The 16,962-nt window shown below is 59.3% G+C and carries 14 protein-coding genes; 11 read left to right on the forward strand and 3 right to left on the reverse strand.

Going from position 1 to position 16,962, the window contains the following annotated elements; translation table 11 throughout:
• Positions 1 to 47: 47 nt before the first annotated feature.
• Both purL and FFT87_RS03495 read right to left on the reverse strand, forming a co-directional pair.
• The gene (gene purL / locus FFT87_RS03490; RefSeq protein WP_219949981.1) at positions 48 to 2,357 is read right to left on the reverse strand and encodes a phosphoribosylformylglycinamidine synthase subunit PurL; all 2,310 of its coding nucleotides are present in this window, start codon (positions 2,355 to 2,357) and stop codon (positions 48 to 50) included.
• 158 nt (positions 2,358 to 2,515) lie between these two features.
• On the reverse strand, positions 2,516 to 2,911 hold the full coding sequence (locus FFT87_RS03495) for a hypothetical protein (protein WP_255560034.1): 396 nt from the start codon (positions 2,909 to 2,911) through the stop codon (positions 2,516 to 2,518).
• Between the two features lie 365 nt (positions 2,912 to 3,276).
• Here FFT87_RS03495 and mftD point away from each other — a divergent pair, with 365 nt between their 5' ends.
• The 5 genes from mftD to rocD all read left to right on the forward strand — a co-directional run bounded on the left by mftD (position 3,277) and on the right by rocD (position 9,921).
• On the forward strand, positions 3,277 to 4,464 hold the full coding sequence (gene mftD / locus FFT87_RS03500) for a pre-mycofactocin synthase MftD (RefSeq protein WP_219949982.1): 1,188 nt from the start codon (positions 3,277 to 3,279) through the stop codon (positions 4,462 to 4,464).
• A gap of 65 nt (positions 4,465 to 4,529) precedes the next feature.
• Positions 4,530 to 5,993, forward strand: a complete 1,464-nt coding sequence (locus tag FFT87_RS03505; protein ID WP_219949983.1) for a GMC family oxidoreductase — start codon at positions 4,530 to 4,532, stop codon at positions 5,991 to 5,993.
• Positions 5,994 to 6,034: 41 nt separating this feature from the next.
• Entirely contained in the window at positions 6,035 to 7,342 is a 1,308-nt protein-coding gene (locus FFT87_RS03510; protein ID WP_219949984.1) for an aspartate aminotransferase family protein, read from the forward strand.
• Between the two features lie 46 nt (positions 7,343 to 7,388).
• Positions 7,389 to 8,636, forward strand: coding sequence for an ABC transporter substrate-binding protein (locus tag FFT87_RS03515; RefSeq protein ID WP_219949985.1), 1,248 nt, complete (start codon positions 7,389 to 7,391; stop codon positions 8,634 to 8,636).
• A gap of 46 nt (positions 8,637 to 8,682) precedes the next feature.
• Entirely contained in the window at positions 8,683 to 9,921 is a 1,239-nt protein-coding gene (gene rocD, locus FFT87_RS03520; RefSeq protein WP_219949986.1) for an ornithine--oxo-acid transaminase, read from the forward strand.
• Positions 9,922 to 9,984: 63 nt separating this feature from the next.
• On the opposite strand, the gene FFT87_RS03525 is transcribed toward rocD, so the two are convergent.
• Complete coding sequence (locus tag FFT87_RS03525) at positions 9,985 to 11,145, reverse strand: amidohydrolase family protein (protein WP_219949987.1); 1,161 nt, start codon at positions 11,143 to 11,145, stop codon at positions 9,985 to 9,987.
• Positions 11,146 to 11,318: 173 nt separating this feature from the next.
• On the opposite strand from FFT87_RS03525, the gene FFT87_RS03530 reads away from it, so the two are divergent.
• Genes FFT87_RS03530 through FFT87_RS03555 form a run of 6 tightly spaced genes read left to right on the forward strand, consistent with a single transcriptional unit; the run spans position 11,319 to position 16,955 of the window.
• On the forward strand, positions 11,319 to 12,065 hold the full coding sequence (locus tag FFT87_RS03530; RefSeq protein ID WP_219949988.1) for an ABC transporter ATP-binding protein: 747 nt from the start codon (positions 11,319 to 11,321) through the stop codon (positions 12,063 to 12,065).
• A gap of 1 nt (position 12,066) precedes the next feature.
• Positions 12,067 to 12,804, forward strand: coding sequence for an ABC transporter ATP-binding protein (locus tag FFT87_RS03535; RefSeq protein ID WP_219949989.1), 738 nt, complete (start codon positions 12,067 to 12,069; stop codon positions 12,802 to 12,804).
• A complete protein-coding gene (locus FFT87_RS03540) occupies positions 12,801 to 13,676 on the forward strand; it encodes a branched-chain amino acid ABC transporter permease (RefSeq protein ID WP_219949990.1) in 876 nt (291 codons plus the stop codon). The genes FFT87_RS03535 and FFT87_RS03540 overlap by 4 nt, the downstream gene beginning before the upstream one ends.
• Positions 13,673 to 14,710, forward strand: a complete 1,038-nt coding sequence (locus FFT87_RS03545) for a branched-chain amino acid ABC transporter permease (RefSeq protein ID WP_219949991.1) — start codon at positions 13,673 to 13,675, stop codon at positions 14,708 to 14,710. The genes FFT87_RS03540 and FFT87_RS03545 overlap by 4 nt, the downstream gene beginning before the upstream one ends.
• Positions 14,707 to 15,615: a MurR/RpiR family transcriptional regulator gene (locus FFT87_RS03550; RefSeq protein WP_219949992.1), complete on the forward strand. Its 909-nt coding sequence runs from the start codon at positions 14,707 to 14,709 to the stop codon at positions 15,613 to 15,615. Before FFT87_RS03545 ends, FFT87_RS03550 begins: the two co-directional genes overlap by 4 nt.
• A gap of 38 nt (positions 15,616 to 15,653) precedes the next feature.
• Positions 15,654 to 16,955, forward strand: a complete 1,302-nt coding sequence (locus tag FFT87_RS03555; RefSeq protein WP_255560035.1) for a glutamine synthetase — start codon at positions 15,654 to 15,656, stop codon at positions 16,953 to 16,955.
• The last annotated feature ends 7 nt before the right edge of the window (positions 16,956 to 16,962 follow it).

A 16,962-nucleotide genomic window follows, 5' to 3' on the forward strand; every position in this document is an offset into this window, starting at 1 on the left:
ATCGTGCTGACGCGAGGCGTCGCTGAGGCTCGTTGCGGCGGCGCGGCTTAGGCGCCGAATGCCTCCACGAGGGTGCCGCGGTGTGCCGTGAGCAACTCTTCGAGGCTGAGGGTGAACTGGTCTTGGATCTCGAGGGCGGGGGCCGCAGCATCCGTGACTCCGATGCGGATGGCCGGGTAGTTGCGACCTTCGCAGAGTCCCTGGAACTTCACGTCGTCTTCGCGCGGGATCGAGACGATCATGCGACCGGTCGATTCGCTGAAGAGTGCTGTGGTGGCGTCGATGCCGTCGCGTTCGAGCAGTTCACCCAACCAGATGCGAGCGCCAACGCCGAAGCGCATGACGGATTCGGCGAGGGTCTGAGCGAGTCCGCCATCGGCGAGGTCGTGGGCGCTGGCAATGATGTTTTGCTCGTTGCCGGCCTTGATGAGGTCAGCAAGGCGACGCTCGGCAGCAAGGTCGACCGCGGGCGGCAGGCCACCGAGGTGGTCGTGGATGGTGCCGGCCCAGGCTGATCCGTCGAGTTCGAGTGAGGTGGTGCCGAGCAGGTAGATGTTGTTGCCTTCGTCTTGCCAGCCGCTCGGGATGCGCTCCGCAACGTCACGGATCAGGCCGAGTACGGCGACCACGGGGGTCGGGTGGATGGGCACATCGCCGGTCTGGTTGTAGAAGGAGACGTTTCCGCCGGTGACCGGGATTTCCATCTCGAGGCAACCGTCGGCGAGGCCTTCAACGGCGCGGCTGAACTGCCACATCACTTCGGGGTTCTCGGGGCTACCGAAGTTGAGGCAGTCACTGACCGCAACGGGGTTGGCGCCGGTGGCGGCAACGTTGCGGAAGGCTTCAGCGAGAGCGATCTGGGCTCCGGCGTAGGGGTCGAGCTGGCAGAAGCGACCATTGGCGTCGGTCGCGACAGAGAAGCCGAGGCCACTTTCTTCGTCGATGCGCACCATGCCGGCGTCATCCGGGAAGCTCAAGGCGGTGTTGCCGAGTACGTAGCGGTCGTACTGGTTGGTGATCCAGCTCTTGTCGGCCAGGTTGGGGCTCGCGAGAAGCTGCAGCATTTGGTCGCGCAACTCGATGCCGTCCTTGGGGCGGGCGAGTCCTGAAGCGCTGTCTGCTTGAAGCTTGTCGATCCACTTCGGGTAGGCGACGGGGCGGTCATAGACGGGGCCATCGATGGCGACAGTGCGGGGTTCGACGTTGACGATTTCTTCGTCGTGCCAGTTGATGATGAGGCGGCCGGTGTCGGTAACTTCACCGAGCACGCTGGTTTCGACATCCCACTTCTCGACAACCTTGAGGAAGCCTTCGAGCTTCTCCGGCTTGACGATCGCCATCATGCGTTCTTGGCTCTCGGACATCAGAATTTCTTCTGCCGTGAGGGTAGGGTCGCGCAGCAGCACCTTCTCGAGTTCGATGAACATGCCACCGTCACCGTTGGAGGCGAGCTCGCTAGTTGCGCAGCTGATGCCGGCAGCACCGAGGTCTTGGATGCCCTCAACGAGGTCGCCCTGGAAGAGTTCGAGGCAGCACTCGATGAGTACTTTCTCGGCAAAGGGGTCGCCGACCTGAACGGCGGGACGCTTGGTCGGGCCGCCTTCGCTGAAGGAATCGGAGGCGAGGATGGATGCTCCGCCGATGCCATCGCCACCGGTGCGGGCACCGAACAGCACAACCTTGTTTCCCACGCCACGAGCGTTAGCCAGATGCAGGTCTTCGTGGCGCAGCACTCCAACGGCGAGAGCGTTGACGAGCGGGTTGGCCTGGTAGACGGAGTCGAAGTAGGTCTCGCCGCCGATGTTGGGCAGGCCGAGGCAGTTGCCGTAGAAGCTGATGCCCGAGACGACACCTTTGGCAACGCGAGCGGTGTCTGGGTTGTCGATGGCGCCGAAGCGGAGCGCATCCATGACGGCAACGGGGCGAGCACCCATGGAGATGATGTCGCGAACAATTCCGCCAACACCGGTCGCTGCGCCCTGGAAAGGTTCGATGTAGCTGGGGTGGTTGTGGCTTTCAATTTTGAAGGTGACAGCCCAGCCCTCACCAACATCGATAACACCGGCGTTTTCGCCCATGCCAACCATGAGGTTCTTGGTCATGTTCTCGCTGACCTTCTTGCCGAACTGGCGAAGGTAGTTCTTGGAGGACTTGTAGGAGCAGTGCTCGCTCCACATGACGGAGTACATGGCGAGCTCGCCGCTGGTGGGGCGGCGGCCCAGAATTTCGCGAATCTTCGCGTACTCGTCTGGCTTGAGGCCGAGGGCGCCGTAGGGCTGCTCTTTCTCGGGGGTTGCTGCGGCGTTCGAGACCGTGTCGGCAACATGCTGGCGGGAATTGGTTGAGACGTCAGTCACGAGGGGCTTCTCCCAGAAGATTATGGATGCCGGGGTGCTCACGCCGGCAAGGTCCAGTCTACCTAGGTGCGCGAAGGTGTGACGCGGGGCGGGGGAGCAGCGAAGGGCCTCGCACGCAGCTCAACGGCCCGCGCGCACCGCGTGCGCATTTCAGCACGTCACAACGCCATCAGAATGAATCCCGCGACGATGCTCAAGAGGCCGATTCCGGTGAGTATCGAGCCGATGAGGAGGGCGCTGTTCGTGCGACGCGGCGGCGCAAGACTCCAGCGAGAGGGATGGCACTGGTCGTAGTACAGCGCGACTGGGGAGCCCACATCCATGATCGGAACCTCTGATGGCTCGTGAAGGGTGGAGTACTGCCTGCCGTCACCATCGCACCAGCGGAAGCCCTGAAAGCCACCGGCTTCGAAAACCTCGGCGCTTGTCGTGACCCATTTGCATGCCCGCATGGCCATGATCCAGCCCAAAACGAGCATCGGAATCCCGGGAACAAGTCCGACCCACGACATCGTTTCGAGTACCGCTCCCCACGCGCCCTCAGGTCCGATCATTGTGCAATATTATCTGCTGCCCAGCGCAAGGGTCACGGTCGTCGGCTACGCGAGGGTGAGGGTGCCGTGGCTCATGCCGACCATCAGGTTCTTGGTCATGTTCTCGCGGATCTTCACTTTGCGACGCCGCTAAACGAATGTAATGAAAACAACATTCGGAGTCATTGTCAGCAAATTGGTTCAACCAAAAACGTGCAATCAGCGCGATCTTCTTTGAAATAACTGCAACATAGTGTTAAGATCGAGCCTAAATCTAACAAATGTTAATAGACTCGATTCAGGCACAAAGTGGTGTTGGCGGAGAGAAAGTCGGCCGACCTACCCAGTAAGTGACCAACGTCTCCCGAAGAGTTAGGCAGCACCGCATGGCGAAGAAAGTACCGTTCAGCAATTTGGCCGAAGCGGAAAAGCTTGCGAAAAAGCGCCTTCCTAAAGCAGTATGGCTCGCCTTCAAGGCGGGCAACGAGCAAGGCTGGACGCTGGATGAAAACATCCGCGCCTACAATGACCTAGGTTTCAGCCCGACGATCTTCGACCGCCCGTCTCGCGGCAAGATCGACACAAAAACGAACATTCTGGGTGTCGACATCGACATCCCCGTCATTGTGTCGCCGGTGGGCGCTCAGGCCATCCACCCTGATGCCGAAGTCGCCGCAGCGCGCGCGGCAAAGCGCATGGGAACGGCAATTGGTCTCAGCTCTTATGCGTCGAGTTCCATCAAGGACGTCACCGCAGCAAACGACAAATCGTTCTTCCAGCTCTACTGGGTCGGTACCCGCGACCGAATAGAAGCTCGTGTCGAAGAAGCGCGCCGCTCTGGCGCTAAGGCCCTCATCGTCACTCTCGACTGGTCGTTTACGCCCCGTCGTGACTGGGGCGTTCCACCGGCACCGCCCATGAAAATGGATCTCAAGACGATGATGGAGCTCGCTCCGCACGCGCTCTCACGCCCGCAGTGGTTCGCCCGCTACCTGAAGAGAGGTCGCATCCCGGAGCTCAAGGTTCCGAACCTGTTCATCACGCCCGGCGATGTGCCGTCGTTCGGCACGGCGTGGAACGAGTTCGTGCACACGCCAACTCCAACCTGGGAAGACGTGAAGTGGTTGCGCGAACTCTGGGGCGGCCCGTTCATGATCAAGGGAATCTCCACGATCAAAGACGCCAAACTCGCGGTCGACATGGGGGCAGACGCGATCTCGGTCTCGAACCACGGGGGCAACAACATCGACGGCACGCCATCGCCGATTCGCTTCCTCCCCTCCATCGTTGACGCGGTGGGCAGCGACATCGACGTCATGGTCGATGGCGGAATTCGTCGAGGATCTGACGTCGTGAAAGCGATGGCATTGGGGGCGAAGGCAGTCTTTATCGGGCGCGCTTATCTCTACGGGCTTGCTGTGTCGGGCGAAGACGGAGTGCACAAGGTGCTCGAGATCATGCGAGACGGTATCGACGAGACGATGTTCGGAATCGGGCGTGACTCGATTCACGATCTCTCCATGGAGGATCTGATCATCCTCAACCGAGACTTCTTGGTCACGCCAGCCCGCTAAGCACAAGATCAGCGCAGATCTAGCCCCGCGGCGGACTGCGAACGGAAACGTTGGAAGGATGTCGAATGCGTCGAGTAATTGTCGTCGGAGCCGGAACCGCCGGGTGCATTGTTGCCGCACGCTTGTCTGAAGACGCAAGCACTTCGGTGCTCCTTCTTGACTCGGGCCCCGACCGCGAACCTGGTGCTCAGCTTTCCGGGCTGCGCTCGCTGAACTGGATCGACGCATTGGGCGAGACTGCTGCGTTTTACCCTGATCTTTTCGCTAGCAAGCTCGAAGGCTCAGAACCCAAGCTCTACAACCGTGGCACCGGTGTTGGAGGTTCTGGAGCGGTCAACGCCATGCTGGCGCTTCCCGGCTTGCCCGAAGATTACGACCGCTGGGCCCGCGACTTCGGGTGTGACCAGTGGTCGTGGGAGCAGGTCCAGCCCTGGCTCGAAGAACTCAAATCAGACCTTATTGTGTCGACAGAAGAAGAATTCACTCCAGTGGATCGGGCACTGCTCGACGCCGCTGAAAGACTTGACCTTCCGACCGGAGTGGATACTTACGGACCGCAGGACGGCAGCGGACTGTTGTGGCGCAACGCCAACGCGAGTGGCCGTTTTTCGAGCCTCGAACGCTATTTGAACGAAGCTCGCAGTCGCGACAACCTCGTGATTCAGGGCAATAGTCAAACCGATCGGCTGCTCATCGAAGGTGACGTCGTCGTCGGTGTCGTGTTGGCCGATGGAACGGAGCTGCGCGCCGATGACGTAGTTCTGTGCGCCGGGGTCTTCGAAACTCCGGCCATTCTCTTGCGATCACACCTCACGCATCCGGCAATTGGAAAGAATCTGCAGGATCACCCGGCGGCGAGCGTTTACTTCACGCTCAAGCCAGAATTCCGAGAGGTCAATACGACCGGACCGTGCATTGGTGCGGTCATGCGTTTGTCGTCAAGTTTCGGGGCCGGCGACATCCATCTTCTTCCGCTTCACGGCACGCTACTCAACGGCACAGAGGCCGACCATGGCCTGATTATGGCGGCGTTGATGAAAGTAACGTCGAGCGGTGAACTGGAACTCAACCCGGAAAACCCCCTCGCGCCGCCCATAGTTCGCGAACGGATGCTGTCGACAGAGCAAGACCGAGCGGCGATGAAAGAGGCGATCGTTTATCTCGAGCAGGTAATCGCCGCGCCAAGTTTTCAGCGGATTATCGAACGAGTTTTCATTGACGAACACGGAACACCACTCAGCGCCTTGCACGATGACGAATTCTTCGAGAGCTGGGTTCGCAGTTACGTCGGCGACTACTTTCACGCTTGCGGCACTGTTCGCATGGGCGAGGCGGGGGATCCGAATGCGGTTGTTGACCAGCAGGGTCGCCTCTATGGCCTCGCCAACATTCGCGTAATCGACGCGTCGATCATGCCTGACGTTCCGAGCGCGAATACCCACCTCCCCACTGCGCTGATCGCTGAACGCCTCAGTGCAGCAATGCGGGCTACTTCAGCAGCACCTACTCCAGCACCACAAGACGCGTAACCAATAACTACCCAGTGATCGTCCAGAAAGGACCCCGGCTGATGACAGCTTCAACACAGTCCGAAAACAGCCTCGCCACGTGGGAGCGCGCACGCCAAGTTGTTCCGCGCGGAGTGTCCTCCGGGCACCGCGTCGGGTGGGACCAAGTCTTCGTGAAGGCTGCCGGCGCCTACGTATGGGATGAGCAGGGCAACAAGTACCTCGACTACATCAACTCATGGGGGCCGATCATTCTCGGTCACTGTGACGCGCGGGTCAACGAAGCCGTTTTCGCCGCTGCCAGCACGTGTGACTTGACCGGTGTTGGCCCGCAGTCGGGCGAGTATGAGCTGGCAGAAAGAATCACTTCTCTCGTGCCCTCGGCCGACAAGGTCGCGTTTTGCACCTCGGGTACTGACGCCACCATGCACGCGGCTCACATCGCCCGTGCAGCGACCGGCCGCGTCAAGATTCTCAAGTTCCACGGTTCGTATCACGGCTGGAGTGATGTTCTTGCCGTGGGAAGCTCGCGGGCAGACCTCACCGACACGTCCCCGCTTGCCACCGCGAATAGCGCTGGGCTGCACCCCGGCGCTGTCGCTGATGTAGTCGTTGTTGAGTGGAATGACTTCGAGGGGCTCCGCGCTGCATTCGATCAGCACGGTAGTGAACTTGCCGCAGCTTTCTCTGAGGGCTACGTGCACAGCTTCGGTTGCGTTCCGGCCGCGCCCGGCTTTCTCGAATTGCTCCGCGAGCTGTGCACGAAGCACGGAGCCGCACTGGTCTTCGACGAAGTCAAGACAGGCTTCCGGGCAGCACTCGGCGGCTACCAGTCCGTCGCGGGTGTCCTGCCCGACCTCACCGCTTTCGCTAAGGCGATGGCAAACGGGTACTCGATCGCGGCGCTTGCGGGCTCCGACGATCTGATGGGCCACTTGGGCGCCTACTCAAAGAACGAAGCGACAATCGACGGTACCTATAACGGCAACCCGTACTCGGTCGCGGCGGCAAACAAGACTCTCGAAATCATGGAATCGGAAGATGTGATCACGCATCTCTACGACCTCGGTAGTCGACTTCGCGCTGGCATAACGGATGCGATCGCGGATGCCGGAATCGACGCGTGCGTTTCGGGAATCGGCTCTGAGTGGACCGTCTACTTCCGCAAGGAACTGCCGACGAACTTCCGTCAGGCCATGGAATCCAACACCGAACAGTACGCCAAATACCACAGTTCCCTGCTCTCGCAGGGAATTCTGGAGCCCGCCTTCGCAACTGGTGACCGGCGGCTCAATGCATCGACGACGCACGACGACATCGATCGCACAATTGACGCCAACCGCGTCGCCCTGCGGGCAGCAATGCTCTAACAGGACACAGCACGTTCCTTCCACAACACTAAGAGATAGGTATGACATGAATACCCAGAAATCACGGCGTGCAGGTAAAGCACGTTCTCTGCTTGCTGTCGGCACAATCGCGGTCATCGCGCTGAGCGGCTGCGCCGCCGGGGGAGGCTCCGAGAGTGATGAGAATGAAATCGTCATCGGTATGGCACTTTCGCAAAGTGGCAACATGGCACCGTTCGATGTCGAACCAGGCAATGCGGCGCTCCTGAAGATCGACGAGATCAATGCGGCCGGTGGAATCAACGGGATGCAGGTTCGTGCGATCGTCAAGGACGTTCGCTCTGACCAGGCCACCGTCGGCACCGTCGCGACAGAGCTAATATCTGACGGCATTGACTTGCTGGTCACTCCTTGTGACTTCGACCTCAGTGCTCAGGGTGCTTTGAACGCTCAGGCTGCTGAAGTTCCTGCAGTGTCGATCTGCGCTGGTGACCCCAAGATGGCTGACAGCACAACGCTCGGCGACTTTGTCTTCTCGGCTAACGCCGGCAGCGACGTCGAAGGATCCACTGGGGCTTCTTGGGCCTACGAGCAGGGGTGGGCATCCGCTTACCTGCTTCAAGACGAAAGCATCGAGTACACCAAGTCGGCAGGTCGATACTTTCAGGCGAAGCTCGAAGAGCTCGGCGGAACAGTAGTCGGCAACGACAGCTTTCCCGGCGGCGACAATGTTGACGTGAGCAGTCAGATTTCTCGGTTGAAGAGCGACATCGGCAACGTTGACTTCATTTACGTAGCGAGCTGGAACCCCGGTGCGGCTACCGCCATCCGCCAGATCCGCGATGCGGGAATTGAGACTCCGATTGTCGGACCAGCAGCCCTTGACGGTCAACTGTTGCTCGACATCGTTGGCGACGTAGATGAGGTCTACTACACGCCATTCGCTTGCTACGAATACTGCTCTGGCCAAGACTCCACTGACTTGGATGATTTCGTCACCAACTACACGGCAAAGTTCGACGCACCGCCGTCGACCAGCTACGCACTGCTCGGCTACAACATGATGATTGCGCTTGCAGCCTCACTCGAGAGCGCTGACTCGCTCGATGGTCCGGTATTACGCGACGCGATGGAAAACAGCAGCGCCGTTGAAACGCCAATTGGTCCCGCTACCTATTTCTCCTCAACCTGCCACAAGATCACTGACATGCCTTTGTCCGTGGTGAAGGTCAGTGGGGGATCCGTAACGTTCGTCGAACAGCACAGCATCGACGGCATCCCCGACCTCGGTGACGGAAACTCCTGCGCCGCCTAGTTATTGCAGTGCACCTCCGCTCGACACAACAGTAAAAGGAAATTAGATGAGTACCTCACCACACACAGAGATGACCGAAGCAGAACTATTCGAGCTCTCAGACCGGTGGGTTACCCACAACTACAATCCTTTGAAAGTCGTGATCGCTTCGGGCGAGGGTGCGGTTCTCACCGACGTCAATGGCAAAGAGTATCTGGACTTTTTGGCCAGCTATTCCGCGTCAAACTTCGGGCACGGTCATCCTGAGATTGTCAGCGCAATGGAAACGCAGTTGCGCAAAGTCGCGCTGACATCTCGGGCTTACCACCACGATCAGCTCGCTCCGTTTGCCGAGAAGCTCGCAACGCTGGTGGGCAAAGACATGGTCTTGCCGATGAACACCGGTGTTGAGGCCGTGGAGTCGGCGATCAAGGTCGCGCGCAAATGGGGTTACGTCGTCAAGGGTGTGCCGGCCGGGATGGCCAACATCATCGTTGCCGACGGCAACTTTCACGGGCGCACAACCACAGTCGTCTCTTTTTCTGATGACGAGTCAGCCCGCGAGGGATTCGGTCCATTCACCCCGGGCTTCCGATCTGTGCCGTTCGGCGATGAGGCTGCGCTCGAGGCGGCGATCGATGAGAACACGGTTGCCGTGCTCATCGAGCCCATCCAGGGCGAAGCAGGCGTGGTGATTCCGCCCGAGCAGTATCTTGTTCGCGTACGTGAGATCACGAGCGAGCACAATGTCCTCTTCATTGCGGATGAGATCCAGTCGGGTCTCGGCCGCACCGGAAAGACCCTCGCGATGCAGCATGTCGGGGTTGAGCCGGATCTCTATCTTTTGGGCAAGGCCCTCGGCGGAGGAGTAATGCCTGTGTCGGCTGTTGTCGGCAATCAGGATGTGTTGGGTGTGCTGAAGCCGGGTGACCACGGCAGCACATTCGGCGGTAATCCTCTGGGCGCCGCGGTCGGCAGCATGGTCGTTGATCTGCTGAATACTGGCGAGTACCAAGAGCGTGCAGCCACATTGGGTGTTGTTCTTGAACGTGAACTGCGAACGCTTATTGGCTCAGGAGTGCTCGCGGTGCGCGTGCGCGGACTCTGGGCGGGCATCGATATTGATCCAGCCCTCGCGAGTGGGCGCGAAATCTGCGAACGCCTGATGCTGAGGGGAGTGCTGGCCAAAGATACGCATGGCTCGACCGTGCGCTTCTCCCCACCACTTGTCATCTCCGAGACGCAGCTGCTCTACGGCATTGAGCAGCTTCGAGCCGTCTTGCTGGAGTTGACCGAGCGCGGCTAAACGTCGCGAACTAGTTCGTCGTCTCCGTTCGCTTGCGCGCAACCGAGACGACGAACTCAGTTATCAGCTCGTGGGTAGCTGGTACACGCGCTGTGCGTTGTCACGACCGGTCAGTGACGCAACGCGCTTCGCGTCGGCGAGAGACCAGTCGCCGTCATCAACCAGATGAGACAACACGCGTGTCATGCCGCGCCGCCAGAGGGCAGCGCCGATGGAGTGAAGTTCGGGCAATCCCCACGCATCGGTAGAGAACAGCACCTTACTGAAAGGCGCGAGCTCGAGGCTCTCGGCGATAACGCGATCTGAGGCCGCTCCGCTGTAGTTGATGGCTAACCCAACGTCGAAGTACACGCGGGAGAAAACTTGAGCGAGATAGCCAGCTTCGCGATGGTATGGGTAGCAGTGCAAGAGCATGACGTCTGAGTAGTCGGCAGGAAGCAGTCTGAGCCACGGGGTGAGCAGCAGCGGATTGCAGCGCTCCAGGTCGATATCGGCGTCGCCGTAGCCGGCGTGGAGCTGAACGGGAAGCCCGGTGCTCACGGCCTTCCAGAGCAACGCTCGAAGAAGTACGGGATGGGAAACGCGGAACGGTCCAGCGGTGGTGCTCGTGAGCCATTCCTGGGCGGCTGTGGTGAAATCGTCGCGGTGGGGCCTGGCCGGATCGAAATCGAAACCGAAGCGATAGGCAATGATGCTCTTGAATCCCACCGCTGTGGTGGCCGCTGCGGCCAGCGCGGCGTCGAAGGCATCCTCCAACGCGTCTGCCCCCACTCCGGCGGTGACGAGGCCCTCAAGTAGCGTTTCTAGTCGAACAACTTCGTGCACGCGTTGGGCGGCTAGTGTGCCAAATTCTTCGAGGGTGGTGAGGCTCCGCTCTGAGTGCTCCGTCTGGATGACACCAGTGTCAACGATGGACTCAGAAATGCCGGAAGTTCGTAAGAGCCGGCGAGCGATCTCGTCGGATCCCCATTGCGCGCGTGCCGCCCAATAGGAGTCGGCGCTGGCATGCTCGGGCAGGTCAAAGTGCGGGGCGCAGTACTTGCGAACGGCGAAGCCTACTTGAGAATCGAACTGGGTCATCCACGGCGGTATCGGCTCGGATGATTCTGTGAGGTGCGACTCGAACTCGCTGCGGCTGAGATCAGGGATCAACGTTCCGTGAACGTGGTGGTCGATCAGCGAAAGTTCACTGATGTGCTCGGCGATCTCTGAGTTTTCATTCATTTTCATCACTCGTCCCTGTGCGAAGCACCAGCGTAGCGGGGGGTTGCGCGATTCACCGGTGATACCGTAACTTACGTTACATACGGATATTTGAGCAGCCAATCCTAATGATGGTAACATTGCTCACAGCAGGCATTAAGGATTGACCCAACAACGGAGTGTGGTCGAAGACGATGACGACAGCAACAGAAGTCCCGCAGGTGGAGACGCTGCAACTCGTCGACGGCGGGATGAACTTCGATGGCGTCCAGGCGCTCGAAGACGTCTCAATCTCGGTGAAAAGCGGAGAAGTAGTCGGCCTGATCGGTCCCAACGGCTCAGGCAAGACCACGACCCTTAATCTCGTCAGTGGCATGCTTCACCCGACCACCGGCCGGGTAATGCTCGGAGACAAAGATCTCACGCGGATGTCAATGCGCAAGAGGGCGCGCATCGGAATCGTCCGTACGTTCCAGAGCGTTCGCGTTTTTGGGCGACTCACCGTCGCCGAGAACATCGAGGTAGCGGCTCTTGGCTGCGGCATGCGCCGCCACGAAGCCCGTGAGCTGACGGAAGAACTTCTCGAAGAACTCAATCTTGAGTCGGTAGCGAACACGGCAGCAGAATCCTCGCCCGCTGGGCTCATCCGAACAATCGGTATAGCGCGGGCGCTAGCAACCCGCCCCAAATTTCTCCTGCTTGACGAGCCGGCCGCTGGCCAAAACGAGTCAGAGGCCGTCGAGCTCATCGAGGCCATCCGCAACATTTCGCGTCGACGTGCCTGCGGGGTGTTGCTTGTAGAGCACGACATGTCGGTGGTGATGAGCACGTGCGACCGGCTCCACGTTCTCGATAGCGGCCGCACCGTCATCGCCGGGTTGCCCCAGGACATCCGGCACGATCCACAAGTGGTCGAAATCTACTTCGGAAAGCGGCACTGAAATGCTTCTAGAGATCAACGACCTATTCGTTCGCTACGGCAAGTCAGTGATGGCGCTTCAAGGGGCATCGCTCGAAGTCGGAGAGGGCGAACTTGTCTCCCTCATTGGCCAAAACGGAGCCGGCAAATCGACCCTTCTCAAGTCAATTGTGGGAATCGCGCCCGTGTACTCGGGGTCGATCACCTATGACGGTGCCGCGGTCACCGACAAAAAGTTTTCGGTCATCAAGAACCGCATCGCCTATGTTCCCGAAGATCGCGGAGTGTTCTCGAGTCTCACCGTGGGTGAGAACCTTCGTCTCGGCGCAGTTTCCCGAAAAGACAAGCGGAACATTGACGCTGACATCGAGCGGGAGCTCGCTCGATTCCCCATCCTTGAGGAGTACTGGAGCCGGGGAGCCAGCTTGCTCTCGGGAGGAGAACAACAGCAGCTTGCGATCGCCCGAGCGCTTCTCTTGCGCCCGAAACTTCTCCTTCTTGACGAGCCAACGCTGGGGCTCGCCCCGATCATCGTGGATCTGATCTTTGACGTTATCGAACAACTTCGCGACGAAGGCGTGACCATCCTGCTCGTCGAGCAAAACGCTGTGCGATCAATCGAAGTATCGAACCGCTCCTACGTTATGCAAGCCCCGGGCAAGATTCTGGGCAGTGGAAACGCAAAAGAGCTCGCAGCCAATGACGCCGTCGTTGACTACCTCGGGTTCTCGCCAACCGGATTGATGGGTGACTCAGAATGATCTTGCAAATCATCGTCGACATGGTGGGCCTCGGCGCCACCTACGCGTTGCTCACCATTGGCATTGCTCTTCTCTTTGGCATCTTGGGACTGATGAACTTCGCTTACGGCGAGATCATCATGATCGGTGCTTTCGCGATGTACCTTTTCAAGGACTACCCTTGGTTTGTTGGGGCGCTCGCTGCCGTTGTTTTTGCGGTCGTCGTCTCGGTGCTCACTGAGCGCCTAGCGTTCAGGCCGCTAAGAAACGCTGACCCGGTGACGTTAATGATTGCGTCGTTCGCTGTGAGCTTGGCACTGCAAAGCGTGATGCGGATGACCGTCCTTCCCCGCACGCAGGGCGTTCCCCCTCAGCCGTTCTTGACGGAGTCGATCACTGTTTTCGGTATTCGGGTCACTGTCCTTCAGATCGTCACCCTGGTGCTGTGTGGCGTGCTGCTCGGTGGTCTTGCGCTGCTGATGAAGAAAACCCCTCTCGGTGTGCAGCTCAGAGCATCCGCTGAAAACTTTCAAGTGGCTAAGTCGCTGGGAGTAAAAGGCAGCTTCGTCATCATGAGTGCCTTCGCGATCGCCGGAGTTATGGCCGCAGCATCAGGAATCATCCTGGTAGCGCGGCAAGGTGCTGTATCGGCAGAGATGGGGCTCACCCCACTGCTCATCGGCATTGTCGGCGCCGTCGTTGGCGGAATGAGCAACCTCAAGGGCGCTGCTCTCGGCGGGCTCCTGTTGGGCATGGGCACTGGGTTGCTTGAGGCAACACTGCCGACAGACCTCATCGCCTTCCGAGACGCCTTCCTCTACTCGGCCGTCATGGTCGTCTTGGTTATCCGCCCGCAAGGGCTTCTCTCGGGAACGAAGGTGCGCACATCATGACCAACTCCACTCGCATTCGCCGACTATTCGAAACTCCGATCCTTCTTGTCGCCCTTATGGGGCTAGTAGCTCTTATCGCCGTGTTTGGTGATCCCACCATCACCAGGGTCACCGTGCAGGCGCTCATTGCCGTGGTGTTCGTTGCTGGTCTTTCACTCTTCTCCGGCAACTCCGGCGTGATGTCGTTCGGCCACGTTGGCTTTATGGCAATTGGGGCGTACACGACGGCGTACCTCACGATCCCGGTCAACCTCAAGTCATCAATGTTTTCGGATCTGCCAGAGTCGCTCGGCTTCCTCGCGACCATCCATGCCCCGTTCCCCATCGCCGTACTCGTCGGCGGACTCGCGGCAGCAGTGCTCGCGCTCGTCACCGCACCCATAATGGCGCGTTTGGGAGGGTTGCAGGCAGGAATCGCAACGCTGGCTCTACTCGTGATCGTCTTCACCGTACTCAACAGCTGGACAGACGTTACCCGCGGATCATCCAGCATGATCGGCCTGCCGAAGTCCACGACCATCTGGTGGGCTGCCGGCATCGCAGCACTAGTCATCGTGATGGCCTGGGCCTACAAGACGTCGCGAAGCGGGCTTCAGCTGCAAGCGTCGCGCGAAGATTACTTAGCGGCAACAGCATCCGGAATCGCCGTTGGCCGACACCGTGCCTTCGCCTGGGTGCTGAGCTCGATCCCCGTCGGATTTGCCGGCGCTCTGTACGCCGGGTTCTTGACGACCTTCAACTCGCGGACCTTCTTCTTGACCCTCACGTTCTCCTTCATCGTGATGATTGTCCTTGGCGGCTACCTTTCGCTGAGTGGTGCCGTAATCGGCGCTCTGGGAGTGTCGGTTCTTCAGGAAATTCTGAGAAGATTTCAAGACGGAGCATTCACCGGTGGCAACTCGCTGCCCGCCGGTATTGCGGATCTGATCTTGGCAGCGGTGTTGTTGTTTGTTCTGGTGAAAGCGCCTCTCGGGCTAATGGGAACGAGAGAGCTTCGCCTCTTTCGTAAACGATCGATAGGTAGTGCCTCATGACCAGTCCTCTCACCCTTGCTGAACAGCTCAAGAAGGAGCACGAGAGCCTCAGCCCTGCCGAACGCCGAGTATCTCGGGTGCTCATCGCGGACTACCCGGTAGCAGGCCTCGAGCCGGTGCACCGGCTTGCCGAGCGAGCGAACGTCAGCGCGCCAACCGTGCTCCGCCTCATTTCCAAATTGGGAATCGGTTCATACCCGCAAATGCAGAAGCTTCTTCGACAAGAAATCTCTGTTCGAACGTCGTCCCCACTCGAAATGTATGGCGAGCGTTCGGCGAGCACGACGCCGGGAACGCAGAGCGGGATCAAGTTTGTCGCCGACTCAAAGCGCGTCCTTGCAGAGGGACTAGACGCGACTTTCAATGCGATTCCCGAAACCGAAATTATTGAGATCGCAAAACTCATCGCGAACCCGCGCAACCGCATCTGGACCGTCGGGGGTCGATTCAGCGATCTTCTGGCGCAGTACCTCACCTTGCATTTGCGGCTACTGCGCAAAGACGTGAACCATGTCGACCCCACCGAACAAGAGAAGGCATTTACGCTTCTCGACTTCACCTCTCGAGATGTGCTCATCGCCTTCGACTATCGGCGCTATCAGGGAGGCACCGTCAGCTTCCTCAAGAACGCCAAGAACAAGAAAGCGACGACGGTGCTCTTCACCGATCCGTGGTTGTCGCCGGCCGCCAAACACGCGGACTACCTGCTTTCGAGCTCAGTCACCTCGCCGTCACCATTCGACTCACTAACCTCAGGCTTCGCGCTCGTGGAAACCGTGATCGCCGGCGTCGTTGAAGAACTGGGCGATAGCCCCACCCAACGCATCCAAGCATTCGATGCGTTGCAAGAAAAGACACTGCAGATCCCTGGCTTCGGGCCGGGCGACGAGGCAGAAACCACATGACGTCATTAGGCAGGGAGCACACGTTGCGCAGAGAACCATTGGCAGTAATTTTGACCTCCGATCTCTCCGGCCAGTGCCGGGGCCGGTCAGTGCGCCAGAGTGAACTCGACAAATACCTCGTGAATGGATCGGGCTGGGTGCCCGCCAACTTGGCGATCAACCCGTTCGGCGAAATCGTTTCGCCTAACCCTTTCGGATCCGTTGGCGACCTTCGACTGCAGCCAGACGTCACGAGTCTCTCGCAAATTCCCTTGCCTGATGCTGAGCCAACGAAGGTTGTGCTTTCTGACATCGTGAATCAAGATGGCAGCGCCTGGGACTGCTGCCCCCGTACGTTCTTGCGCAACGCAATTGCCGATCTCAAAGCGGAGACTGGGCTGTCAGTGCTTTCCTCGTTCGAACACGAGTTCATGCTTCTCGATCAAGATCCAGAGGCTCCGAACATTGCGTTCTCGCTAAGAAATCTTCTTGAGCTCGAGCCGCTGGGTTCGAGCATCATGGCCGCACTCGAAGACGCGGGTCTCGAGCCCGAAATGTGGCTGCCCGAATACGCTCCTCGCCAGTGGGAGGTCACGGTTGCTCCCGCGGATGCTCTGGCGGCAGCAGATCGAGCTATTCTCCTTCGCGAGATCGTGCGCAACACCGCAACCCAGCTGGGCCACACTGCTAGCTTCAGCCCGATTGTTGAAGCCAGTGGCAGCGGCTCCGGTGTTCACATTCACCTCAGTCTGCTCGATGACAACAACGAGCCTGTCGCCTACGACCCCAGTCGAGAGGGCGGACTTTCTGCCGTTGCGGGGTCGTTCGCCGCGGGAATCCTCAAGCACGCATCCGCGATCTCGGCCCTCGCCGCCTCTGGCGTTGTCTCGTATGAGCGACTAGCTCCGGGTCACTGGAGTGTTGGTGGCGTGTTCTTGGGTGAGAACAACCGAGAAGCCCTTCTGCGTATCTGCCCGCTGTACGAACGCCCCAATGCGAACCCGGCACGGCAGTACAACTTGGAGTTCCGTGGTGCTGACGTGACAAGCAACCCGTGGATCGCCTTGGGCACTCTGATCCGCGCAGGTCTTGAAGGGATCCGCAGCAACCTTCCCGCACCCAAGGTCGTGTCCGGCGAAACTTCTGACCTCACTCAAGAGCAATTAGACGAGTACGGCGTTGGCAATCTTCCGCACTCGTTGGGCAACGCTCTCGACCTTCTTGCCGCTGATGACGTCGTCACCGGTTGGTTCCCTGAGCGACTCCTTGAGACGTTTGTTCTCGTGAAACGTGCAGAGATTGAGCACGTGAACGGACTGTCCGACGATGAGAAATACGCAGCGTACTCCTACGCGTACTAGGCGCTCA

The sequence above is a fragment of the Salinibacterium sp. M195 genome (genome assembly GCF_019443965.1).
GTDB lineage: Bacteria > Actinomycetota > Actinomycetes > Actinomycetales > Microbacteriaceae > Rhodoglobus.